This window comes from Kribbella sp. NPDC048928 (assembly GCF_043197975.1).
Taxonomy (GTDB): Bacteria; Actinomycetota; Actinomycetes; order Propionibacteriales; family Kribbellaceae; genus Kribbella.
The window spans coordinates 1,092,519-1,116,775 of the sequence record NZ_JBICUC010000001.1 but is presented as its reverse complement, the minus strand read 5'-3'; the positions used below and the strand labels follow the sequence as shown (position 1 = coordinate 1,116,775).

General features: G+C 65.3%; 18 protein-coding genes. 14 read left to right on the top strand and 4 right to left on the bottom strand.

Translation table 11 applies throughout. The annotated features are described in order from the left end of the window. Positions 1 to 80: 80 nt before the first annotated feature. Complete coding sequence (locus tag ACGFI6_RS05350; protein WP_393115405.1) at positions 81 to 1,838, top strand: cytochrome c biogenesis protein CcdA; 1,758 nt, start codon at positions 81 to 83, stop codon at positions 1,836 to 1,838. On the opposite strand, the gene ACGFI6_RS05345 is transcribed toward ACGFI6_RS05350, so the two are convergent. Beyond that, positions 1,823 to 2,503 carry a winged helix-turn-helix transcriptional regulator gene (locus ACGFI6_RS05345; RefSeq protein ID WP_393115404.1) on the bottom strand — a complete coding sequence of 227 codons (681 nt, stop codon included), beginning with the start codon at positions 2,501 to 2,503 and terminating at the stop codon, positions 1,823 to 1,825. The two genes, ACGFI6_RS05350 and ACGFI6_RS05345, sit on opposite strands and share 16 nt — an antisense overlap. 4 nt (positions 2,504 to 2,507) lie before the next feature. Continuing rightward, positions 2,508 to 3,212: an alpha/beta fold hydrolase gene (locus ACGFI6_RS05340; protein WP_393115403.1), complete on the bottom strand. Its 705-nt coding sequence runs from the start codon at positions 3,210 to 3,212 to the stop codon at positions 2,508 to 2,510. A gap of 102 nt (positions 3,213 to 3,314) precedes the next feature. On the opposite strand from ACGFI6_RS05340, the gene ACGFI6_RS05335 reads away from it, so the two are divergent. The 7 genes from ACGFI6_RS05335 to ACGFI6_RS05305 all read left to right on the top strand — a co-directional run bounded on the left by ACGFI6_RS05335 (position 3,315) and on the right by ACGFI6_RS05305 (position 16,759). Next, entirely contained in the window at positions 3,315 to 4,151 is an 837-nt protein-coding gene (locus ACGFI6_RS05335) for a hypothetical protein (protein WP_393115402.1), read from the top strand. 304 nt (positions 4,152 to 4,455) lie between these two features. Further along, positions 4,456 to 13,491, top strand: coding sequence for a DNRLRE domain-containing protein (locus tag ACGFI6_RS05330; protein WP_393115401.1), 9,036 nt, complete (start codon positions 4,456 to 4,458; stop codon positions 13,489 to 13,491). A gap of 2 nt (positions 13,492 to 13,493) precedes the next feature. Then, positions 13,494 to 13,790, top strand: coding sequence for a hypothetical protein (locus tag ACGFI6_RS05325; RefSeq protein WP_393115400.1), 297 nt, complete (start codon positions 13,494 to 13,496; stop codon positions 13,788 to 13,790). A 730-nt stretch (positions 13,791 to 14,520) separates the two neighbouring features. Then, positions 14,521 to 14,805 (top strand): DUF6881 domain-containing protein, encoded by a 285-nt coding sequence (locus ACGFI6_RS05320; protein WP_393115399.1) that lies wholly within the window; start codon positions 14,521 to 14,523, stop codon positions 14,803 to 14,805. 275 nt (positions 14,806 to 15,080) lie between these two features. Further along, entirely contained in the window at positions 15,081 to 15,407 is a 327-nt protein-coding gene (locus ACGFI6_RS05315) for an Imm8 family immunity protein (RefSeq protein WP_393115398.1), read from the top strand. Positions 15,408 to 16,015: 608 nt separating this feature from the next. Next, entirely contained in the window at positions 16,016 to 16,330 is a 315-nt protein-coding gene (locus ACGFI6_RS05310) for a hypothetical protein (protein WP_393115397.1), read from the top strand. Positions 16,331 to 16,357: 27 nt separating this feature from the next. Next, entirely contained in the window at positions 16,358 to 16,759 is a 402-nt protein-coding gene (locus ACGFI6_RS05305; protein ID WP_393115396.1) for a hypothetical protein, read from the top strand. Positions 16,760 to 16,771: 12 nt separating this feature from the next. On the opposite strand, the gene ACGFI6_RS05300 is transcribed toward ACGFI6_RS05305, so the two are convergent. Together ACGFI6_RS05300 and ACGFI6_RS05295 are read right to left on the bottom strand one after the other, a co-directional pair. Further along, the gene (locus ACGFI6_RS05300) at positions 16,772 to 17,620 is read right to left on the bottom strand and encodes an SAM-dependent methyltransferase (protein WP_393115395.1); all 849 of its coding nucleotides are present in this window, start codon (positions 17,618 to 17,620) and stop codon (positions 16,772 to 16,774) included. Between the two features lie 185 nt (positions 17,621 to 17,805). Then, positions 17,806 to 18,288: a hypothetical protein gene (locus tag ACGFI6_RS05295; protein ID WP_393115394.1), complete on the bottom strand. Its 483-nt coding sequence runs from the start codon at positions 18,286 to 18,288 to the stop codon at positions 17,806 to 17,808. Positions 18,289 to 18,449: 161 nt separating this feature from the next. On the opposite strand from ACGFI6_RS05295, the gene ACGFI6_RS05290 reads away from it, so the two are divergent. The 6 genes from ACGFI6_RS05290 (at position 18,450) to ACGFI6_RS05265 (ending at position 24,211) form a co-directional block, all read left to right on the top strand. Continuing rightward, on the top strand, positions 18,450 to 19,115 hold the full coding sequence (locus tag ACGFI6_RS05290; RefSeq protein WP_393115393.1) for a TetR/AcrR family transcriptional regulator: 666 nt from the start codon (positions 18,450 to 18,452) through the stop codon (positions 19,113 to 19,115). Between the two features lie 28 nt (positions 19,116 to 19,143). Continuing rightward, entirely contained in the window at positions 19,144 to 20,106 is a 963-nt protein-coding gene (locus ACGFI6_RS05285; protein WP_393115392.1) for an ATP-binding cassette domain-containing protein, read from the top strand. Continuing rightward, entirely contained in the window at positions 20,103 to 21,680 is a 1,578-nt protein-coding gene (locus ACGFI6_RS05280) for an ABC transporter permease (RefSeq protein ID WP_393115391.1), read from the top strand. Before ACGFI6_RS05285 ends, ACGFI6_RS05280 begins: the two co-directional genes overlap by 4 nt. 117 nt (positions 21,681 to 21,797) lie before the next feature. Next, a complete protein-coding gene (locus ACGFI6_RS05275) occupies positions 21,798 to 22,577 on the top strand; it encodes a hypothetical protein (protein WP_393115390.1) in 780 nt (259 codons plus the stop codon). A gap of 357 nt (positions 22,578 to 22,934) precedes the next feature. Then, entirely contained in the window at positions 22,935 to 23,795 is an 861-nt protein-coding gene (locus ACGFI6_RS05270; RefSeq protein WP_393115389.1) for an RNA polymerase sigma factor, read from the top strand. Positions 23,796 to 23,857: 62 nt separating this feature from the next. Beyond that, complete coding sequence (locus tag ACGFI6_RS05265) at positions 23,858 to 24,211, top strand: hypothetical protein (RefSeq protein ID WP_393115388.1); 354 nt, start codon at positions 23,858 to 23,860, stop codon at positions 24,209 to 24,211. Positions 24,212 to 24,257: the final 46 nt, after the last annotated feature.

Below are 24,257 nucleotides of genomic sequence, written 5' to 3'. Positions count from 1 at the left end.
CTCGCCGACCCATCCAGCGACCGGTCGGCTGCGAAGGAACGGTGTCTGCACGAGCACCGTCTCTTCCTGGGAGAAGCCGCATGATCACTCTCGCCTTCATCGGACTGATCGGCGGCTTGATCACCGGCGTGTCGCCGTGTGTCTTACCGATGCTGCCGATCATCTTCTTCGCCGGTACGACCGGACGCGACGAGTCGCCGTCCGCAGGGCAGCCCCGTGCCGAGGGCAACGTTCTGGTCGCCGAACCGGCGACGAAGCGGCGCCGGGACCGGCGGCCGCTGAAGATCATCGCCGGGATCATCGTCAGTTTCAGCCTGTTCACGCTGATCGGATCGGTGATCCTCTCGGCGCTCGGGCTGCCCGACGACTTCCTCCGCTGGGTGGGCCTGATCGTGCTCGGCCTGGTCGGACTCGGCCTGATCTTCCCGGCGCTCGGGCACCTGATCGAGCGGCCGTTCTACCGGCTGCCCAAGATCAACCGCCAAGACAGTGGGGCGTTCGTCCTCGGACTGGGCCTCGGCACGCTGTACGTGCCGTGCGCGGGACCCGTACTGGCCGCGATCACCGTGGCCGGCGCGACCGGGCAGATCGGCTGGCGCACGGTCGTACTGACGGTTTCGTTCGCGATCGGTGCGGCGTTGCCGTTGCTGATCTTCGCGTCGGCCGGTTCGCGGATCGCGCAGCGCGTGAAGGCGTACCGGACGCGGGCGCGGGGGTTCCGGATCGCGGGCGGTGTGGTGATGCTGGTGCTCGCCGTCGCGCTGGCCTTCAACATCACCGACGTGATCCAGCGGTCGTTGCCGTCGTACACGAGCGGCCTCGAGCAGAAGGTCGCGGAGAACAAGACGGTCCAGGGCGCGCTGGCCCCTGCGATCGGCGATGCCTCGACAGAGCTCTCGAAGTGCACACCGGGTGCCGCCGAGCTCGCCGAGTGCGGTGCGGCGCCGGCGATCCGCGGGACGCAGAAGTGGTTCAACACGCCCGGTGGGAAGCCGGTAGAACTGTCGGCGCTCAAGGGCAAGGTGGTCCTGGTCGACTTCTGGGCGTACTCGTGCATCAACTGCCAGCGCGCCGCGCCGCACCTGATCGCCTGGGACAAGGCGTACCGGGCGGCCGGTCTGGAGATCATCGGGGTGCACTCGCCGGAGTTCGCGTTCGAGAAGGACGCCGGCAATCTCGGTGCCGCAATCCGGACCGAGGGCATCGGCTATCCGGTTGCCCAGGACAACAATCTTGCGACCTGGACGGCGTACCGGAACCAGTACTGGCCGGCGCGGTACCTGATCGATACGCAGGGCGTCGTCCGGTCGATCAAGTTCGGTGAAGGTTCGTACGCCCAGACCGAGGACCAGTTGCGCAAACTGCTGACCCAGGCGAATCCGGGCGCCCAGCTGCCGGCCGCGGTGGACGGCACCGTCAAGGCCGATGTCGCGGGCAAGGGCCTGACGCCGGAGACGTACCTCGGCTACTCGCGTTCGGAGAACTTCAAGGGCACTGGCGCGCTGGTGCCGCGGGAGACGCCGACGGCCTTCACCCTGAACACGTATCAGCCCGACGACACCTTCAGCCTCGGCGGCAACTGGACCGTCGGCACCCAGAGCGTGACCTCGACGACGGGATCGCAAGCACGCCTGAATTTCAAGGCCGCCAAGGTCTACCACGTCCTTTCCGGCCACGGCACCGTCACCGTGTCGATCCCGGGCCAACCCGACCGCACCATCACGGTCGACGGCACGCCGAACGCCTACAAGCTCGTCGACGTGCCCACAGCCCAGCGCAGCACCATGACCCTCACCTACACGCCCGGCATCTCCGCCTTCACCTACAGCTTCGGCTGAGCCCTGTCCTCGGGAGTGGGCAGGCGGAACAGGCCTTTCAGCCTGCGCAGCGCGGTCCGGTCGCCGGTGGCCGACGCGGCGCCGGTCTTGATCGCGTCGGCGAGGGTGAAGTTGCCGCCGGTCAAGCGAACGAAGTCGTCCTCGCCGATCGTGATGGTCGCGTCGGGGCGCTGCGCGGGCCCGTGCTGCGCAGCGATCGTGCCGGCCTCGACCACCGCGTGCAGGACCTCGTCACCCACCCGGAACTCGTATACCGCGGTGAGGTCGGCCGCCTTCTGTGGATCGAAACACGCCTCGAGGCCGAGCACGGCCCATCCGGGATGGAACGTCTCCTCGGGCCGGCGTTCGCCCATTGCCCACTTAAGGCCCCAGCGTGCCAGGTGCAGGACGACCGGGCCGAGCTCCGCGCCCGCGGGCGTCAGCGCGTACGCCGCCGTACGGGCAGGTGCCGGCAGAGTGGTTTTGCAGGCCAGCCCCTCCCGCTCGAGGTGCTTCAGCCGCGCGGCGAGCAACCCGGTGCCCAGGCCGCGGAGACTTGCCTGTAGATCGCTGAACCGCCGCGGTCCGGTCAGGAGTTCGCGAATCAGCAGGAGCGTCCAGCGCTCGCCGACGAGATCGAGGGTCCGCGCCGTTGCGCAGTACTGGTTGTACGTTCGCTGCTCCACTTCATCATCGTAAACCTGGGACTTCCTGTTCTTGAAGGAACCCACTGGTCGTCAGCAACGACTGCGTGAGCTGTGCAGGGTCGGTGAGCATGATGTTGTGCGCGCCTTCGATCGGGACGGTGCGATAGCCGGCCGACTGCCCGAAGCTGGCGAAGTCGTACGTCGGTGGCGTGCAGCAGATCGCCACTCCGGGGATGTCGGCGACGGCGGGGCTCAGCCGGGTCGACTCGGCGAACGTCCGCAACGGCTGCGCCACCAGGCGCTCGGTCAGCCAGGCCGCGTCGGCTGGATTGACGACTCCGAACGCTGCCGGCGGCGGCGCGGGGACCGGTGATCCGTCGCCGATTCGGGCGGCGGCAGCGCGTACGGCCTCCTCGAAGCTGTCCGGCGCAAGGTCGAAAAGGCTCGCGCCGTCCGGACCTGCCCATCCGTCGATCAGGACGACCTGGCGCACGCGATCCGGACGTGCGTCCGCTGCCTCTCGTACCACCAGGCCCGCGTAGCTGTGTCCTACCAGGACGACCTCGTCGTCGCCTGTGAGGTTGTCGAGGGTGGCGATGACGGTCGCGGCGTCGTCGTGGAGTCCGCGGTCGGGGTGGGTGCCGAGGTCAGGGGTCACCGTGTGCGCGCCTGCGGCGTGGAGCAGCGGTACGACCCGATCCCAGGCCGACGGTCCGTGCCATGCGCCGTGAACCAGAACGAAGATCATGACAGGAGACTAACTCAGATGCTTCCTGTTTTTGAAGTTAATAATTCAGATTCAGGTAGCGGATAGGCTCTGCGGTCTGAGACCTACCGAGGGGAGCGGCCGGTGGCGGAAGCGTTCGAGGAGACGGCTGGGTCGGAGCCGGGCCAGGACGCCGGCCCGGCAGTGCTGGTGGTGGCGGCCATGCCGTTGTCGAAGCAGGCGCGGGCCGAGCTGAGTGAGATGCTCGGTCCTGGGTACGCGGTGATCGACATGAGGTCCGCGCCGCCGACCGCGAACATCGTCCTGACGCCGGTCCTGAGCGCCAACGCGCTCGGCATCCTGCGCGGCCAGTTCCCGCACGCCCGCATCCTCTTCACCGAGTTGCACGACGGTGCGCGGGGGATCAGTCTGAGCGGTCCGCTGTCGCGGATCGTGGCTCAGGCGCCCGACGGCTACTTCGTGGCGCATTCGCTCGACGCGCTCGGCCCGGTCGTCCAGTCCGAGGCGAGGCTGCAGCTCACCGGCAGCCCCCGGCGTACGCCGATCACGCTGTCGCTGACCACCGGCACTCCACGGCCCACTGAACAGGTGCCGGACGAGGTGGAGCCGCCCGCTCCAGCGGCTCCGTCTGCCCGAGCCGCTCCGTCCGCTCAGGAAATGACCGGCGACTCGACCTCGGCCACTGTCCGCTGGATCGACCGCGCAGCGACTTCCGATGCGCCACCGGGCGAGTGGCTGGACCTCGAACCTCTCGATGCGCTCGTGATCCACCTGCTCGGAACACAGGAACCCCGCCGCGACCCACTCTGGGCCGCCCTGGTCGCCGAATGCGTCGTACGCCTCGCCGCCGACCAGCAAGCAGACCTCCTCGTCGACGTCGCCGGCCTGCACCCAACAATCCGAGCCGAACTACAAATCCGAGTAGCCAGCGAACAAGTCCCCCAAGTCACTTGGCCCTAGACGTTCCACCGAGCAAAAACTGAAACATTTTCGGGTCAGACTTGTAACACACTTCACCTGAGTTGTGCGCTATAAGCAGCGCGCCGTTGCAGCTACCTGCAACCCGCCGCCAAAAGCTTGTCCGAGCCGGGATTTGAAGGTTATAAATCTTCCCGACTCGCCGGTGTCGCTCGGGGTGCGCCGGATTCCGCCCAGCTTTGGAGTGTCGATGCGCCGCGCCCGCAGGTTGCTGACGTATGCCCTCGTCCTGTCGCTTCCGGTTTCGTTCGGAGTTCCCGCCACGGCGCTTGCGCGTCCTCAGCAGGTGGCGCAGGTTGCTGTCGAGCAGGCGCCTCGTGCGGCTCTTGGTCCGCTGGCGCCGCCGGTGCCTGCGCGCGTCGCGAAGGCGTCCACGAGGTCGGCCGCGGCGGGGAAGCCGACACGTGTACGGGAGTTGGAGGACCGTCGTACGGCGACGTCGTCCAGCTACCGCATGTCGGACGGCACGACTCAGGTCGAGTTGTCGACGGAACCCGTGCATTACAAGGATTCCAAAGGCAAGTGGCAGGACATTGACACGACAGTCGCGCCGGGGGCGGGCGAGGATTCGTTCGAGAATGCGAAGAACTCGTTCCGGACGCGGTTCGGTAAGTCGAGTGATCGGTTGGTGTCGTTCGAGGTCGGCGATGAGTCGATCAGCCTCGGGGCGGCGGGGGAGAGGCGGTCGTTGACGCCGTTGGTGAAGGACTCGTCGGTGGCGTTCGCGGACGTGTTCGGTACGGCGGACGCGCGGTACTACGTGTCGCGTACGGGTGTGAAGGAGACGGTCGTACTGACGGCTGCCGCTGATGCTGCGGACGAGTACACGTTCGAGCTGCACACCAGCGGGCTGACGGCGAAGGCGCAGCCGGACGGGTCGATCGGGTTCTTCAAAAAGAACGGCGACACCCGTCCGAAGTACGTGATCCCGGCGCCGAACATGTACGACTCGTCGGCGGCCAATCGGCTGGGGCAGGCGGGGTACTCGGAGAAGATCACGCAGACGCTCAGCCAGCAGGGCGGCCGGACGCTGATCACGCTGAGGCCCGACCGTGCTTGGCTCGCCGCGAAGGAGCGGGTGTACCCGATCGTCATCGACCCGACGATCGTGGTCGTGCCGGATCCGGCGGCGGCGCAGGACACGTCGATCTCGGAGGCGAATGCGTCGACGAACTACGGCACCAATCCGACGGTGCTGGTGGGCGACGACCTGAGCCACAACACGTGGCGTGGCCTGCTGAGGTTCGACCTGTCGATGATTCCGGCAGGCACGACGATCCGTTCGGCTGATCTGAACCTGCACTACGGCGCGGGTTTCGGCGGTGACTACAAGCTGCCGTTCTCGGCGGTGAAGGTGACGTCGGACTGGTCGGAGTCGACGGCGACCTGGTCGTCGATGAACGCAGCGTTCAGCGGGACGTACGCGAGCAACACGGTGCTGGTGGACGATCAGGACACGTTGTCGTCGTCGTACGAGGGGTTGTGGAAGTACCAGAGCAACGCGAGTGCGGTGAACGATTCGTTCTCGTACGCGCCGACCGAGACGACGCCGGACACGTTTACGTGGAATGCGCGGGTGCCGAGTGACGGCGACTATCAGGTGCAGGGTTTCTACTTTCAGGGGTCGGTGCGCGGCAAGTTGCCGACGACGCTTGTTGGCGCGACGGCCGCCGGTCAGGTGACGACGCAGTCCGCGACGTGGGATCAGACGGCTGGTGTGGTGGGCGGTGCGCAGTGGTACACGCTGGGCACGATTCATTCGCGGCCGGGCAGTACGACGCAGGTGAAGATCACCCGTGATCAGTCTGGGGTTGCGACGATCCCGGTCGCGGATGCGATGAAGTGGACGAAGTACTCGACCGCGACCAAGCAGGTCGGTGATCGGGACGGCTGGCATTCGTACGCGATGGGCAGCTACGTCCAGTCGTGGGTGAACGGCCAGTCGCCGAACTACGGCGTGATGCTGAAGGCCGTCGACGAGAACCCGGCGACCGCGCCGGCCGGCGGGCTGTACTACAGCGCGAGCGAGGACACGTACGGCGGGGAGACGGCGGCGCGGCCGAACCTGACCATCACGTACGGAGAGCCGGGTGTGTCGCTGAATCCGCCGTCGACGGTCAACGCGAGCGGCGCGGCACTGACCTGGAGCAAGTACGTCGACCCGACGCCGGCGGATTCGGACGACCTGGTCGAGTACCAGATCTTCCGCGGCTGCCGCGCGCTCCCGGCGGGCGGCTGCACGACGCCGGTGGGGGACTACTTCTCGAACACGTCGCCGGCTGCGCTGGAGTTGGCGGGGACGGTTCCGCCGGATATCACGTCGTTCACCGACGACTCGGCGAAGCCTTCGGTGGTGGGTGATCCGGCGACATACAGCTACTGGGTTGTGGCGCGGACGGTCGGTGACGGTGCGGTGAACGGCAAGGCTGCGTCGAACGTGCAGACCGTCACGATGCCACGTGAAGGCCGGATTCTGCAGTCGTTCGGCGGCGACATCTCCGACACCACGTTGAGCAAGACGTTGCCGACGACGAACGTGTCGCGTCCGGACGGCGGCGGTACGTCGAACACCCGGTACTGGGTGCAGGTCGGGAACAATCATCCGACGTACGGCGCCGAGCGTGGTGTGTTCGAGTTCGACACGTCGTCGATCAAGCAGGGAACGAAGGTCACCGACGCGCGGGTGGAGCTGTTCTCGAACTACGGCTCGGGCAGCGGACGGGCGGACTTCGACCTGTTCGGGCTGAACCGGGACTTCGTCGAGACCGAGGCGACCTGGAACCAGGCGACCTCCACGATCAACTGGACGGCTCCTGGTGGCGACTACGATCCCGCCTTGCTGGGGTCGGTTCGTCCCGACGGCAACGCGCAGCGGCTGACGTTCACCTCGGCGGGGCTCTTGACCAAGCTCCAGTCGTGGGTCGACAACGCCGGCGACAACCACGGCCTGCTGCTGAAGACGCGTGACGAGGCTCCCGCTGCGGCGGGTCAGCAGCTGGTCAGCATCACGAACGGCGAGTCCCCGGACACGCTGTTCCGCCCCCGGCTGTGGATCGAGCATCTGGCCAAGAACGACGCCGAGACGTACCAGGCTGACGAGATGCCGGAGCGGTTCGTTCCCGGTACCACGATCACGACGCCGGTCACGGTGACGAACACGACCAACCAGGACTGGCCGGCCGGGCTGCAACTGTCGTACCGGTGGACCGAGCCGGGCAGCGCGACCGACATCACCGTGTCGGGTGACCGCAACTTCGTACCTCTCGGTAAGGCGCTGTCGCCGGGGGAATCGGTCAAGTTGAACCTGCCGATCCGGACGCCGATCAACTCCGACACCGGCACGAAGCGGCTGGCCTATGACATCTATCTGGACCTGTGGACGGGGACGGACTGGTTCTCCAAGACGGTCCCGCCGTCGTCGAACACGACCCATCCCTCGCAGGGCTGTGTGGTCGTCACGACCGGGTATCTGTGTGTCGACCGGTACGTCGAGGATCCGGGGTCGAACCAGTTGGGGCTGGAGAAGTTCCTGTCGTACACGGGTGAGGAGACCGGCGGCGGCTCGCAGTTGCTGACGAACCTGTTCAGCGGCAATGCCGTGTGGTCGTACGACGCCTTGTCGAACCCGTCGATCGGTCCGTCGGCGTTCGTCAGGTTGGCGTACAACTCCATGGACGGCACCAGTCCGCGGGCCGGGTTCGGGTTCTCCGTCCAGGCGGCGACGCTCACGAGGCTCGGCAGCGATCTGTCGGTGCCGACGGGTGGCAGTACGAACAACTTGATGACGTTCATCGACGGTGACGGCACGACGCACACGTACAAGCTCGCGACCCAGACGTCGACGCTGCTGACCTACACCCGTCCGCCCGGTGTCGGCCTGGACCTGACGCGTGACCTGACCGCGGACGCGGATCACCAGTGGGTGTTCTCCCGGCCGGACGGCACCCGGTTCTACTTCAACCAGGACACTGGCCGGCAGACGTCGGTGGTGGACCGCAACGGCAACACGATGACGTTCAGCTACGACACGAGTGGCCGGCTGGTGTCGGTTCGGGATGCGAAGCATGTCGACCCCGTGCTGACCTTGGGGTACGAGTCCGGCGGTGCCAGGAAACTGGTGTGGATCCGGGACATCTCCGGGCGGGCGCTGAAGTTCAACTACAACGCTTCCTCGCAGTTGACCAAGCTCGAGGACGGCGGCGCGTTCGACCCAGTGACGCAGACCTTCGGGGCGGGTGCGCCGGTCAAGGCGTTCCAGTTCGCCTACACCGACGGCTCGAACAACTCGAACACGAAGCTGATCTCGGTGAAGGATCCGCGGAACGCTGAGACCAAGGTGCAGTACTACACGTCGACGGAGAACTCGACCTACGCCAACTGGCCGAAGAGCTACACCGACCGGCGTGGGAACGACACGACGTTCTCCTATGCCGACCCGGATGGTTCGGCCGCCGAGGACATCGTTGCCACGGTCACCGATGTGAACGGATCGACTCCGTCGGTGACGACGTACCGGATGGACGGCTACGGCCGCACCACCAGCATCCTGGACGCCAACCAGAACGCTGGCGGCGGCACCAAGGCCACCCTGCTCGCGTGGGACAGCGACCACAACGTCATCCGGCTGCAGGAGCCGAACGGTGCGGTGTCGACGTGGGAGTACGACCCGGTGACCGGGTATCCGCTGGTCGTGCGGGATGCGATGGCGGTCAAGGACAACCTGCCGGGTGTGCTGCTGACGTACCAGACGCTCACGACTGGTGCGAAGCCGACCGTGCTGATGTCGAAGAAGAGCGCTGCCGGGCGGACGGACACGTTCACCTATGACGCGAACGGCAACGTCAAGACCGTCAAGAACGGCCTCGGCTTCGGGCCGACGTACGTCTACAACCCGAACGGGACGCTGGCGACGGCGACCGATGCCCGCGGCAACGTGACGCAGTACGGCGCCGACGCGAACTACGACCCGAGCGGCTACCCGTTGTCCATCACCGATGCGGAGCTCGCCAAGACCGACTTCACCTATGACGTGCGCGGGAATGTGGTGCAGGTCAAGGATGCCCAGCAGCGGTTGACGACGGCGGAGTACGACGCGTTCGGGCGGCCGAGCAAGGTCACCAAGCCGTACGACGGATCCGTGGTGCGGACCACCGCGACCGAGTACGACCTGAACGACAACGTCACGAAGGAGACCGCGCCGAACGGTGCGGAGTCGGTGTCGACGTACGACGCTGCCGACAACGTGCTGACAAAGACGTTGCCGGACAACAACACGACCGGCCGGCAGCTCGCCTACACCTACGACGTCCTCGGCCGGAAGGTGACCGAGACCGCGCCGAAGGGTGTCGCGACCACGACGGACCCGAACGACTTCGTTGCGAAGTACAGCTATGACCGGATCGGTCAGGTGCTGAAGGTCGAGACGCCGTTCGTCGACGGCGGGGTCTCGAAGACGCCGACGACGACCTATACCTACGACGAGGTCGGCAACCAGACGACGGTGATCGACCCGCTGCGCAACGCGTCGCCGGCAACGGACTACACGTCGAAGACGGTCTTCGACCTGAACCACCGGCCGACTGCTGTGACGGATGCGGCTGGTTACACCAGCAAGATGCTGTACGACGCGGACGGTCTGGTGACTGCCGCGGTCGATCAGACCGGGCACACGAAGGCGACCAAGTACGACGATGCCGGGCAGCCGATCGAGGTCAGTGTTCAGCACACGGCGATCGGTGGGCATCAGGTGCTGCAGGTCACGAAGACGGCGTACGACGGGGCCGGGAACGTGACGCGGGTGACGCGGCCGAGCGGGCTGTACTCGGAGACGGTGTACGACAAGAACAACCGGCCGGTGCAGAACAAGTCCGCGTTCGACGCGACGACGACGTTGTACAAGACGCCGTCGTCGACGTTCATCCAGTACTACCCGACCGGGGAGATCAAGGCGCAGTCGGAGCCGACGTTCGGCTCGGCGGGTACGCAGTGGACGAACTTCACGTACTTCGGCTCCGGCGACATCAAGACGTCGACGGATCCGTGGCAGATCACGGCGTCGTACGGCTACAACCCGATGGGGCAGCAGACGGATCGCACGCTGACCGTGCCGGGTGACGACGCGAAGCGTACGCAGGCGTGGGGCTATTACCCCGATGGTGCGCTGCAGTCGCGCTCTGACACGGCAGCCCAGCAGCCGGTCGGCGTGATCGACAACGCCGACGGTTGGCAGACGTCGTCAACCGGCACCTGGGCAACGGTTGCCGGCGGCACCAACACGCAGGGCGCGGACTACCGGACTCACCTTGCGGCGACTGGCTCGACGGATGCCTTCAGTTGGCGGGTGCTGCCGGATGTCGCAGGCTCCTTCGACGTGTACGCCTCGTGTCCGGTCCGCACCGATGCCACCACGGCGGCCACGTACACGATCAACCACTCGACCGGCTCGGCGACCAAGACGGTCAACCAGAAGACCTGCACCGCCGCGACTCCGTGGGTCAACCTGGGCAACTATTCGTTCCCGGACGGTCTCGCGAAGACGATCACTTTGAAGCCGGCTGCTGATGGCGTGGTGTCTGCGGACGCGATCAAGCTGGTGTCGACGAACCCGGTCGACAACCGCTCCTTCACCTACAACTACGACCAGAACGGTCAGCAGACCGAGGTCAAGGACAACAACCCGAACGCCGCCGCCGACACCTACAAGGTCACGACCGATGGTCTGGGGCGCACGTCTCAGGTCCAGGAGTTGAAGGCCGGCGCCGGCAAGTCGACGACGGACTACACCTACGACCTCGACTCCAACGTGTTGTCGACCAACGCGCAACGCGTCGCGGATCCTGCGACGAGCAGCCCGGCGGTTGGGCGTTACACCGGCTACACGTGGGACGTCCGCAATCTGATCGACACCGTCAAAGCGGGTGATTCCCCATCCGGCTCGCTGGACACGTGGTCGTACACCTATGACGGTCATGGGTGGCGTTCGACGGTTACGAAGCCGAACGGCAACCTGGCGACGTACACGTATCACGAGGACGGTTCGCAGCGGATCGTGTCGGAGAAGACCGGTGCGGGCAAGCTGGTTTCGTCGCATTCGTTGTATTACACGCCTGATGGTGACCGTTCTCTGGATGTCGAGAAGCTGCTGAAGGCGAATTCGTCGGAGTATCTGGATCAGGCGTCGGGCTACACCTACACGCCGGCGCGTCAGTTGGCTGCGGTGACGAAGTCGGGTGTCGACAAGGGCGAGAACGAGGCGTACGAGTACGACGCGGCTGGTAACACGGTCAAGCAGACGGTCGGTGCGACGACGTCGACGATGACCTATGACCGCAACCGTCTTACCAAGACCGTCACGGGCAGCACCACGGTCAACCAGCGTTACGACATCTTCGGTCGTGCGACCACGTCGGATGTTGGTGCGCAGGTGGTGGAGCAGAACGCGTACGACGGTTACGACCGTGTCACCCGTCAGCAGAAGTTCGACACCACCGGCACCGCGACCTACACCCGTAACCAGACCTACGACCCGTTCGACCGTGTCACCAACCAGTCCAAAAAGATCGGCGCCGCGGCGGCGGTCACCACGAGATACACGTTCGTGGGCCTGGCCAACCAGGTAGCGATCGAGCAGGAGCAAGACACTGCCGGTGCTTGGAAGACCTCGAAGTCGTACGCCTACGGCGCGAACGGCGAGAACCTGTCCTTGGTCGATTCGCCGGTCAACGGCACGACGTCGAAGAAGTCGTTCTACGGCACCAACCCCCACGGCGACGTCGAAACCCTGACCGACGCGACCGGTTCGACGACCTCCACGTACCGCTACACCGCCTACGGCCAGCCGGACAAGGTCGGCACTACCGGCGATGACGCCATCACCGGCGACCCGACCAAGGACGCCGACACCGTCAACCCGTACCGCTTCAACTCCAGTCGGTTCGACGGCGCGACGGGTACGTACGACATGGGCTTCCGCGAGTACAACCCCGGCCTGAACCGCTTCCTGACACGCGACATGTTCAACGGGGCCCTGACCGACCTCGGCCTAGGTTCGGACCCCTGGAACGCCAACCGCTACATGTTCGCCGGCGGCAACCCCATCAGCCGGGTGGAACTCAACGGCCATTACGCCATCGAAGAAGGCAGCGACCGGTTCGCATCCCACGCCACGCCAACCATCACCTCACCGACCACTACCGGCTCTAGTACCGGTGGTTCGACCGGTGCAAGCACGCCTCAGATTCCCACCAACGTCAATCAGTTCATCAACCACTCCATCGACCTGCCTGCCGGGGCGAGCCAACAGCAGCAGGCCGTCCGGATATCACAGATGGGTTTGAGCCCTGCGCTTGTCGGCTTCAACCTCGCAGCCGTTGAGGCCAATAAGACGGGCCTGCCAGAGGCCATGGAACTCATCGGCGGCCTCAGTGGCGCGAACGACGCCCTTGACTGCGCGACGTTTTTCGGCCTTGCCGCGTGCGGCATGACCGCGCTGAACTTCGCTCCAATCGGCAAGGCCGCGGAGGCCACAAAGTTGGTTACCGCGCTCAAGCATGGCGACGACGTTGCAAAGGTAGGTAAAGACGTCGCTCGTGCTTGTTCGTTCGCCGGTGCGACTCCGGTCGTGATGGCCGATGGATCGCGCAAGCTAATCGATCAGATCAGGGTCGGCGACAAGATCTTAGCTGCCGATCCTCGGTCTGGTGTAGCCGAGCAGCGGGCGGTCACCCACCTGTGGATTCACAAGGACGTCCTCGTCGAGCTACAGATCGAGGGCGGGGCTCTGGTCATGACGACCGAGGACCATCCTTTCTGGAACGCGACAGACGCTCAGTTTCAGCGCGCCGATGAGCTTGAGCAGGGTGACCAAATCCTGACCGCCGACGGGCGGCGGGTCACCGTCCGTGGACTGGTGCCCGGGAGTGAACACGAGGCGCTCGCGTATAATCTCACGGTCGACGGCATTCACACCTACTTCGTAGGTGTCGGCAGCAGTTCCGCCCTTGTGCACAATACGTGCGGTTTCGACCTCGACGGGATTGAGCATGCGACGAGCCGGCATACTTGGGGCGGGGATGAACTGGACGATATCGCGGGGGTATTTGACAACGGTGTTGATCTTCAAGCGCTGGCCAGTGGGACCACGGGGCAAATTGGTCGAATCGGAAAATACGGGAATATTGAATACACAGTGAGGACGCGAGGTCCGATAGGTGTCACTAACCGCTCAGTCGCCAATCCGGCCGGTTTTCCGACGAACGTATACACTGTTGTCCGCGATCCGTATGATGGCGCGTTAGTCACGATGTTCCCAGGAGCGCCATAGATATGCCTATTTCATTGGTTTTGCGTCGGGAGAGTGGCGAGGATATTCGCCGAGCGAGTGCGGCCTATGTTCCTGCGGATGCGTCTCGAGATGATCAACTCTATCCATTGCTCAATGGCGTGGATCCCTACTCGAATACGATCTTCAACACGCGGCAGATGCGCAGGTTGCGGCTAGAGGCGGAGAGGCTGCTCGATGGGCCGTTGAGCGACGACGAGCGTGAGTCGTTGGAACAGGTGGTTGAATTTTGTCGTGAAGGGAATCGAGTACATCGGTTTCTGTGGTTCGTCGGTGACTGATGGAGATGAGGTGGCGTGGGCCTTGCACCGGTCCTTGGACACGGGTGGTGGATCACGCCGCCGACGGGAGAGTGGCGGTGTACGCTCTTGTCGGCACTCGTGTCCACGGCTCCCATGGACCGGACGACAGCCAGCCCGTGGCAGAGCCGGGCATGGTCCTTGTAGGTGCAGATCAACCCGTGATCGGGTAGAAGATTGTTGGCGAGGCTGCAGTGGGTCGCCTTCGCGATGTGGAGCGCGTCCGGGACGAGTTCGTTGCCCCGGACGTAATGAGACTCTCGATCTCACATTCGATCTGAATTGTGATGCCATAGGTCGATTCCTGGAAGATAGTTCCATGAAATCTCAGCTCACGAACTCCGAACTACTCCCGTCGCTTGTTGAGATGGCCGGGCGGGACCATGACTGGAACATTGACCGCTACAGCACTCCACGCGGAATTGAGGACGATCGCATGGGAGAGGTGCTAAGAAGTGTCATCGTAGTGGCTGCTGAAGCGCCGGTCTGCAAAGTCTTCCTCTCGGCTATTAGATAACTGAGGGCGTGATGGGTCGTCTGCGCCGGGTGTTCAGTTCCATTGGATGCCCCGCGTAGATTAGTGCGGGAGTCGGCGAGTAGTTCCAGGCCTTACCAGACTGAATGTCATCAAGGGCAGAGACGGCGTCTTCGTCATCCCCGGCGAATCGCCGCTCGATATCACGAGTCGCCTCATCTCATGGGGAGCGAACTAATGAAGATATACGTGCGCGTGGCCTGGCGCCATGAATTTGACAACGAACCTGTCACGCTGCTGAGCGAGATCATCAACGGAGAAGAAGTCCGGAAGGTCGAGATCTTTCGCGACGGCCACGCGGACTTCGCGGACTCGAGCAGGGCGACCGGCTCGACGCAACTTTCCGAGGCACTGATGCCCTCCATCGAGGAAATCGCAGAGCAGGAGGAGTTCATGCCCGAGGAGATCGATGCCGATACGTTCGAGGCTGCGTGGCAGGCAGCCACGGGCGATGATGCGTAGCCTCCTCCGGTTCGTCACTGCCTGGCTGTCGGCCCTGTACGGCTTCGATGACTTGGTTCCCGCTGACCTGGCTGGCCGCTTCGTGTCGCGCAAGGGCGTTGTCCCGAGCGCCTCGGGCAGTCCCATCCTCTTGAGAACGCACAACGTCTCTAGGACGCGGACACCGCCAGCGTGCAGGCTGCACCGGCTACACATCGGACGTCCGCAGCGCAGTCGACGCGGTCAGGGCTGACTGCACGTCTACGGGCTCTTCACAGATGAGGGTGTAGAGCTGGGTGGCGCGTCGTTGCCGGGGTAGGGGGCGAGGTGGTGGTGATCGAGGTGGACCACAGGTCGGCCATGTCGGCCTCGATGTCGCTCATCCCGGGCAGCGTCGGCGGCGGCCTGTCTTCTTGACCGGCCGTGTCGGGCCTGTCGACGGCCCTGGCGAAGAATCCTTCGATCTCACGGTCTGCACGCCCAGCTGGCTGAGCAGGAAGATCCGCGAGTCAGGCCCGGCTCTTGGGCGGCACCTGGTGATCGTAGAGTCCCTCGATATCGCCGAGGTGGAGCGTTTCGTGACACGCCAGCCGACCAGTCCGGCGCCTCATGCGACTGGATGAGGCCGCGCTCCAGTGCCGCGACCGGTATGCGTTCCAGGAAGGGCTGCTGGCTGCCGTGCGGTCGTCTCTTGTGCTGCTGGTCTCATGGGAACCGGCGCACCGGAGGTGTTGCACGGCTGGAACCTCCGACACTTCCGATGTGGTCGTGAACGATGTGAGCCGTACGATTTACACGCCAGGTACGGTGCTGTCGTCATCGAGCAACGCGGCCGGGTTGTGGTCGCCGTCGCCCAATTCTCCGGAGGCTGATTTGTCGCCTACCGATCCCGACGTCGTGCAGCCCTGCTTGCTCACTGTAGGGAGTACCGACGTGGCGCGAGAGGGACCAGGTGAGGCGGACTGTTGGACCTGCCTCGGTCTCGGGAGTCCAGCCAGTCGCAACGGATGGTCTCAGCGCAGCCGCGGCTGTATCTGGACAACCTCATCAGCCACACAGAACTCATCGGCTACTACGCCATCGAGGAAGGCGAGAACCACCCCCGTCCCGGCAGACGCCGACGCCAACCTCACCGCCTTAGCCAGGCTCGACCCGAGATCTGCGATGGTGCAGTCCCGCTCAGCCGGCGAACGACGCCGTCGGACATCAAGGCCAGGGCGGTGGTTCTGAGATGAAGAAGCGCTTTTGGCTGTGGGGGTCTCGGCAGGACATGCCCACGGTCGCCCAGAGGCTGATGGTGGGTTCGGGGGCGCACTTCGTCGAGCATGACAGTTACTACCGCGGGGTATATCTACGTGGTCGCTGGCCCGGGATCGACGACGAGGTCATCGTGCAGTCCAACCTTGAGGATGACGAGGGGTACTTTGCCGAGGACGAGTTTCGTGAGTACGTGACGCTCTGCTATGTGACGCAGGAGCTCGACGCGGAGCCGTTGCCGGACCTCGGTGAGGTCGGGATTGACGTGCTGCGCGTCGAGGAGTTGTAGACGCGGTTCCCCGCAGATGGAGGTGACGTGGCGAGCGAGGTTGAGCCGGTGGCCGATGTGGCGGCGCTTGCCGACGAGATCTGCCGCGCCTATCCGGGCTGGCGATGTCAGGTTGGGGAGGCGGTCGCGGATGTTGCGGAGAACGGCGGGTTCTTGGAGTTCGCGCTGGTTACCGATGTCTTCAGGTGGGGGATCCTTGACGCGGCGATGAAATCGCAGGACGTCGGGCGGATCGGTGCCTGCTTCAATTTTCTGGAGAGAATGCTGGCCTCTCCGGACGATCGCGTCACGGATGCGGTCGGGATCCGCGTGGTTCCCTGGCTCTTGCATGACGAGTACTGGCAGCGGCAGACCTCGCGATTTGCCGGAGTCGCTACCTCGTCCGCTCTGGATCGCTACGTCGACGGCGGCGACTGGCGAAGTCACTAGAACCGGCGTGGGTCAGGGTTTGCGGGCTACGCCTGCGTAGAGGATGTGGCTGGCGTTGGAGGGGAGGTCGGCGTCTTGGTCGTCTTCGTGCTGGGTGCCGGGGGGCATCCATTCGAAGAGGGGGACCAGGCCGGGGCCGATCAGGTCGAGGCCGGCGAAGAGGGACGTGATCTCGGCGGGAGTACGGAAGGTCAGAGAGCCCCAGGATTCGTGGAATCGTTCTTCGAGAGCGTCGGTGGCCTTGGCCATGTCGCTGCCGTCGCGGGGATTGCAGACGTGGCTCATGGCGACGTACGAACCGGAGGGGATTGCGTCGACGTACGCGGCCGCGATTCTGCGGGTCTCGTCGAGGTCGGCGATATGGTGGAGCATGAGCGCCTCGATCACCCCGACCGGGCGGTCGAAGTCGATCATGCTTTTGACCTGCGGCGTGTTCAGGACCTGCTCCGGCTCGGTGAAATCGGCGGCCGCGAAGTCGGTGTACTTGTTCTCGACGAGCAGCGCCATGCCGTGCCGAATCACGATCGGGTCGTTGTCGACGTACACGACTTTTGCGTCCAGGCGATGCGCCTGGGCGATCTGGTGGGTGTTCTGCGCGGTCGGCAGGCCCGAACCCAGATCGAGGAACTGGCCGATGCGCTCCTTCTGGCTCAGCCAGGACACGACCCGCGCCAGCCACTTGCGGTTGTCCCGGGCCCAGGCGGGAATCTCGGGCGCCAGCTCGACCAGCTTCTCGTACGCCTGGCGATCGACCGCGAAGTTGTCCTTGCCGCCAAGAGCCAGGTCGTAGACCCGGGCCACGCTGGGACGACTGAGGTCGATCGTGGGGACGTGCTCGCCGGTGCCTGCTGGGTCTGTCATCGCCTGGTATCCCTCGCCAACTGATCGTAGCTACCTGCGACCAACAGGCTACCGGCGATCGCGGTCACCCCTCACTCGCCCCGCCCCGTCTCGCACGCGCGCTAGAACGAGCCGAGGTTGGGGAGTATCTCTTCCCGATTCGGGTGGCAGATCCTCCCCAACCCTGCCCCGCGGCGGTTGCTGCTTCAGCCGTCGGCGCTCTCATTCGTGACCGACACGCAGTGTGAAGGCGTTGGGTCATCGTTGCCGTCGACGAGGCAGACCTTCACTCCGACAAGGTCGTGCGCAACAACGTTGCCGTATGACTGGAACGGATCCCAGATCTTGGGAGGGTTGTTGTGGCGGATGTCGCCGTTCGAGTCGTACGCGGAGCCGAGGTAGTGCGTGGTGCCGTTGCGGGTGAGCCATGCCCAAGCCTTGACACCGTGGCCGTCGCGGCAATAGTCATCGATCTCGATGTAGTCGTCATTGCTTCCACCACCGGGCGCGCCCGCGCCGTAGTCGATGAACCACGCGCCCCCACACGCATTGGCGTCGTCGGTCTCGACCAGGAAGGTGTCAGAGGTGGCGTGTGCGGCGGGAGCGACTGCAAGGGTGCTGAGGCCGAAGACGGCTCCAGCAATCGCGAGCACACTCCTCCCCCTGAACTTCAGCCGGGTGAACTGCATTGTGTATCCCTTCCCGTCGAGGTCGATCTCGTGCCGTGCTGACCATGCGCCTTGTCCTGGATAAGACGACCAGGCATCCAAGCCTGTGACAGGTGCCGTCAGTCCTTTTCGACGAGGTTCTTCCCGCGGAACTGGTCAGGTGATTGCGCGACCACTTGTTCGTGGCTGAACGATCGTTTAGTATGCTGAACGTGCGATCAGGTGGCGACGGGGATCTGACGGGGCGGGCGGTGATCCGCAATGTGGCGCTGCGGTTGTTTGCCGACCAAGGACCGGATGCGGTCGGCGTGCGGCAGATCGCTGAGGCGGCCGGCGTCTCGCCGGCGCTGGTGCTGCACCACTACGGCAGCAAGGCGGGCCTGCGTGAGGCTGTGGATCAGTACGCGGCCGCGCAACTCGACGCCTTGATGGAGGATGTTGACGAGATCGGCGAGGTGTTGACCGCTGGATCGAGCGCTTCGATCGGCGAGCTTTTCGCCCAGGCGCTGCCTGCTGACTCACCGTTGCCGATCTACCTTCGACGGCTGCTGCTCAGTGGAGATCCGGCCGGTCGGGCGCTGTTCCTCCGCTGGTTCGAGGTGTCACGTGTGCTGCTCGGCCGGCTTGTTGACGCGGGCTTCGCCTCGCCGGCCACAGATCCGGATGTCCGTACGGCGTTCATGCTTTCGGCCGACCTCATCCTCCTGCTCCTGCGCGAGCCGCTGACCGACGCTCTCGGGTTCGACCCGATGTCCGGAGACGGCCTGACCCGCTGGGCGGCCGAGGTTGCCCGGATCTACCGCGAGGGCGTGCTGATCGTTCCAGCCAGTGAACGAGACGAGGATTGACAATCCAGGAGGCGACAACGAAATGTCGATGCCCATAGCTGCACCCGGGCGGAGCAGGGCCGACGCGCCCGGTGATGAGGTCGTCGTCGGCGCGACCGGTCTGGTCAAGCGGTTCGGTGGTGTCACGGCGCTGGACGGGCTGGACCTGGCGGTCCGCCGCGGCGAAGTGCACGGCTTCCTGGGGCCGAACGGAGCCGGCAAGTCGACGACGCTCCGCATCCTGCTCGGCCTGATGCGTAAGTCCGGCGGCGAGATCAGCCTGTTCGGCAAGGACCCGTGGCAGCGTTCGGCGTCGCTGCATCGACGGTTGGCCTACGTCCCCGGCGATGTGACCCTGTGGCCGGGACTCAGTGGCGGTCAGTGCATCGACGTACTCGCCCAGGTGCACGGTGGGATTCAGGCCGACCGGCGCGCCGGCCTCATCGAGCGGTTCGACTTCGACCCCACCAAGCGGGCCCGGGACTACTCAAAGGGCAATCGCCAGAAGGTGTCCTTGATCGCGGCGCTCGCGGCCGACGTCGAGCTCATGGTCCTCGACGAGCCGACCTCCGGCCTCGATCCATTGATGGAGCAGGCATTCCAGGAGATCATCCGCGAGCGCGCCTCCGAAGGCGTCACGGTGCTGCTCTCCAGTCACATTCTGGCCGAGGTCGAGGCGCTCGCCGATCGTGTCACCATTGTCCGGAAGGGCAAGACGGTCACGACCGGCACCCTCGCCGAGCTTCGGCGGCGTACCCGGACGAAGATCCACGCGGTCACCGACCAGCGGCCGCGGTTCGATGGCATGGCCGGGGTGGTCAACCTTGAGGTCGAGGATCGCAACGGTGCGTTCGAGACCCGGCTCAGCGTCGATGCGGACGTGCTGGGAGATGCCGTCGGCAGTCTGCACGCCGCGGGCGTGAGCACCCTGACCGTTGCCCCGCCGAGCCTCGACGAGTTGTTCCTGCACGCCTATGCCGATGCCTCGCCGGAGCAGGGGCGCCCAGCATGAACGGGCAGTTGGTGACGATGGTGCGAGTGCACCTGCGCACCGGGTGGCCGGCCTTGGTGGTCTGGGTCGTCGCGGTGGGCGGGACCATGATGCTCACCGTCTCAGCGATCCAGGGCCTGTACGACACTCCCGAGAAGATCCACTCGTACGCCGCCGCCGTCCGCGACGACGCACTGGTGATGCTCAACGGCAGGATCGCCGGGATCGACTCCCTCGGCGGGATCATCGCCAACGAGTTCGGCTTCCTGGCTTCCTTCGCCATACCGTTCATGGCCGTCAGTCTGATCGCCCGGACGACCCGGAAGAACGAGGAGGCCGGGCGCCTCGAGGCCGTACTGGCCGGCCGCATCAGCCGTACGACGCCATTGCTGGCGGCGATCGTGGTGGCTGTCGTGGCGGAAGTTCTGATCGCGGCCGCGCTTTTCGCGAGTTTCGCCGGCGGTGGTGTTCCCGGTGGCGACGCCGTCCTCTACTCGCTCTCTATGGGTGCGCTGGGGCTGGCGTTCATCGGAGTCGCTTCGATCGCCGCACAGGTCGTCGAGCACTCCCGTGGCGTCGTCGCTATCGGACTCGGGGCCATCATTGCCGCCTATGCGTTGCGCGGCATCGGCGACGTGCAATGGGCGCCGCTGACGTGGCTGTCACCGCTGGGCTGGCAGGAACAGACCCGTGCATTCGGCGACCAGCGCTGGTGGCCGCTGCTGATTCCGTTCGTGCTCTTCGCGCTTCTCGCTGCGGCTGCGCTCGCTGTCACCTCGCGGCGAGACATCGGCAGCGCACTGCTTCGCGTCCGTGCGGCCGATCCGCAGGCGTCGCGCTTCCTGCGGACGCCACTCGGGATCGCGCTGCGCTCGCACCGGGGATCGCTGCTGGGATGGTCGATGGCGGCGGTGGTGGTCGCAGGCACGTTCGGCTCGGTCGCGAAACCATTGGTGAGGGCAATCAACGGCAACCCCTCGCTCGCCTCGGCAATGGGCGGCGGTGAAGGTGCTACCGGACTGGACTCCGTCCTTGCGATGACCGCGCTGCTGCTTGCGCTCATCTGTGCCGGATACGCCGTACAGGCCGTGGGTGTGCTCCGCGCCGAGGAGTCGTCCGGGCGGCTCGAAGCATGCCTGTCGGGCGACCGAAGCCGCTGGTCCTGGCTCAGTGTGCAGTTGGCTGTCGTCGGCGCGGGGATCGTCACGGTATGTGTGGCTGGAGACGTCGTGTTCGCATTCAGCGGTTCGGCATCGATGGGAGTGGACATCACCGCGCAGGTGGTGCGTGCGAGCATCGGCTTCCTGCCGGCCGTAGTGTTTTTCGGTGGACTCGCGCTCTTCACATTCACAGTCGCACCGCGCTGGGGGTCCGTTGTCTGGCTGGTCTATGCGGCCGGCGCGGTGATCGCCTACCTCGGTGACTCCTTGCACCTGGCCACCGCGTTCCGGGACCTCTCGCCGTTCCACCTGATCGGCAACCCACCCGTCGAGCCGGCTGACGTGGGCAACGCCCTCCTGCTTACGACCCTCGCAGCAGCGTGCCTCATGGGCGGCTACGCCGGCTTCCGCCGCCGCGGCATCCCGCACGCGTAGCAGGCTGTTGCAAACCGGGTGTGTCGGTGGTAGTTGCGTATCGCTGTGGGTCTCCGGCAGGATCTGGGCTGAGCAACAGAAACGGGGATGCATCATGGCGGTATTTGGCGATGGCTTATGCCGATCGACAAGTTGAGCAAGTCCCGGCCGGAAGCGGCCGAGAACAGTTCAGAGTCTCGGGTACTGCAGCTCGTCGGGGTGCCGGCGGGCGGACGGCATCGTGCGAAGCCGGACGGTGCGGGGTACGGCCCCGTCTTCGAGTCGCTGCAACAAGCGATGGTGACCAAGGTCAGTCCGGTCGCAGCTGCTGCGGCTGCCGGACGCCGACTCGCCGAGCGCGGGGTCGCCTTGGCCGATGCTCTCGACGCGATGCAGCACGCCTGCAACACGATCGACCGGGAGCCGGGCTATGACGCGATGCGGAGCCTGTGCCAGAGCTGGACGGAGTGCACGTTCACCTATCTGAGTGGTCCGTCGTGCGAAGATCCCAGTACCGGGCTGGCCACCGCGCAGCATCTGCTTTCACGTCTTTCCGATCTCTACAGGACCGCCATGCGCGAGGTGGAGTGCCTGCCGGAGACACACGTTCTGGTGGTGGTCGAGCCGATCACGAGGCAGCGGCTCGACGCCGAGCTGACAACGCTCGCCGCGTCCGTCCTGGAGGTCTTCGGCGGGACTGTCGTCGGGCGGCTCGGCTCGTTCCGTATCGCTGCGGTCGTGGCGCTCGATGCACATTTCGTGGAGCGGCTGGGCAGGCTGCGTTCGGCCATCGGCTACTGGCCGGGACCCGACCGCCACAGCACCACGGGCAACCCGAGAACCAAGGTCTGGACCGAGCAGTTGCCCACCTTGCCCGAGTGGTCGGAGTCCTTCATCAAGGACCTGACCAAGCCCTGACGTGGAGGGATGTTCAGGACTAGGGACGGTGACGCTGGCGCCCATTGCGCCGAGTCGTGACGTTTGGCTGCACCCCAGATCACCGAGTATCCGCTGCGCTTGAGGGTTCTTCGTTCGCACACGAGCGGAGAACCCTCAACGCTTCAGCTGGATGCTGTGCTTCGCCCACTCGACCGCGAGCGTGGTGGCATCGGTGATCGGCGGTGGATCGGAAAGACTGGTCCTCTGCGCAGGCACGAACCTTCCGACGATGAACACGTAATCGGAGGGAGGCGGCGTCGGAACCGGTGATCGAGCCCCCGATGCCTATCAGGAATGGTTGACTGCAGAGACGTTACGCGCCATGGAAGCCTCGCCTTGGACGGCTATCTGCCCTCTGAGGACAGGCTCGATGTCGCGCAGCACATTCAGAACTGCGATGGCTGTGCGGCACATGTCGGCCAGCTGGCCGCGGCCGTGGCCGTGCTCGGCGCCCGGTTCCGGACACGGGAGCTGGAGTCGGCAGTGGCCGCAGCCGAGGGGCAGGTCGTCTCTGACGAGACCCGTTCGCAGACGTTCGACCAGAGCCAGCGGGTCCTGGCGGCGTTGGCGCGCGCGGCCGATGCTGAGCACGCGGACGACCTGGTGCAAGAGACCTGGGATCACTTTCTGAGCGCGAAACCGGGGGAGGTCCCTGCGCGGGACGAGCTCGTCGGTTATCTGATGGGGCGCATCGGTGACCATCACCAGCAGGAGGATGTCACTGCCGGCGCGTGGGCGGACAGCCTGCTGAGCCATCATGGGCACAACGCGGCCGATCTTGCGGAGTCCGACCTGCCCCCTGATCCGGGGGGATACGGCTCTCTCCGGGAGTTGGCCGACCTCGATGCGCTCGACACCGATGCCGACCGGGCGGAGCTGCTGTTCCCGGACCTCTACAGTGACGGGCCTGGCAAAGAGGGCTGGACGAGCCCGCCGACTGCTTGGCCATCGGTCACCAGGTTCCTGGGTCCGGATGCGGAGGTCGAGACGTCCGAGTTGTACGCCGTCGTCGATGCCGCCCTTGACGAACTGCCCCAGGATGTGAGCGATGTGGTGTATCTGGTCGACATCGAAGGCCATTCGCTGCAGACGGCCGGTGGGCTGCTCGGCAAAGAAACCGCACTGCTCCAGCGGGATCTGGCTCGTGGGCGCCGCCACGTGCGGGCGCGAGTGAACGGCTACTTCGCGGACCGGTGACGAGTACGTGTCGCGAGCATCGAATTGACCTGCTGGACCGAGACAAGACACAGGAGAACCTCATGGACCCCGAACGGGCGAAGGAACGGATCGCGGCGGAGCGTGAGCGGGTCACCGAGTTGCTGAGGACCGCCGTCGGCGCTCGCCGGGATGACAACGCCGCCGAGCAGGACGCGGGGGACGACGACGCCGACGGTGCGCAGCCCTTGGAACACAGGGAGGTCGACAGTGCGGTCGTGCGCAGTCTGCAGCTCCGCCTCGAGGCCCTCTCGCGAGCTGACGAGCGGTTGGCGGCGGGTACGTACTGGACGTCGATAGAAAGTGGTCTGCCCATTCCGGACGAGCGACTGGAGATCGATCCCGCCGCAGACCTGACCGTCGACGAAGCAGAACGCCACGAGCATCACGACTACTGACCTGCAGTCCTGAACGTCGGCGGCCAGGCCTGGCCGCCGACGGCAA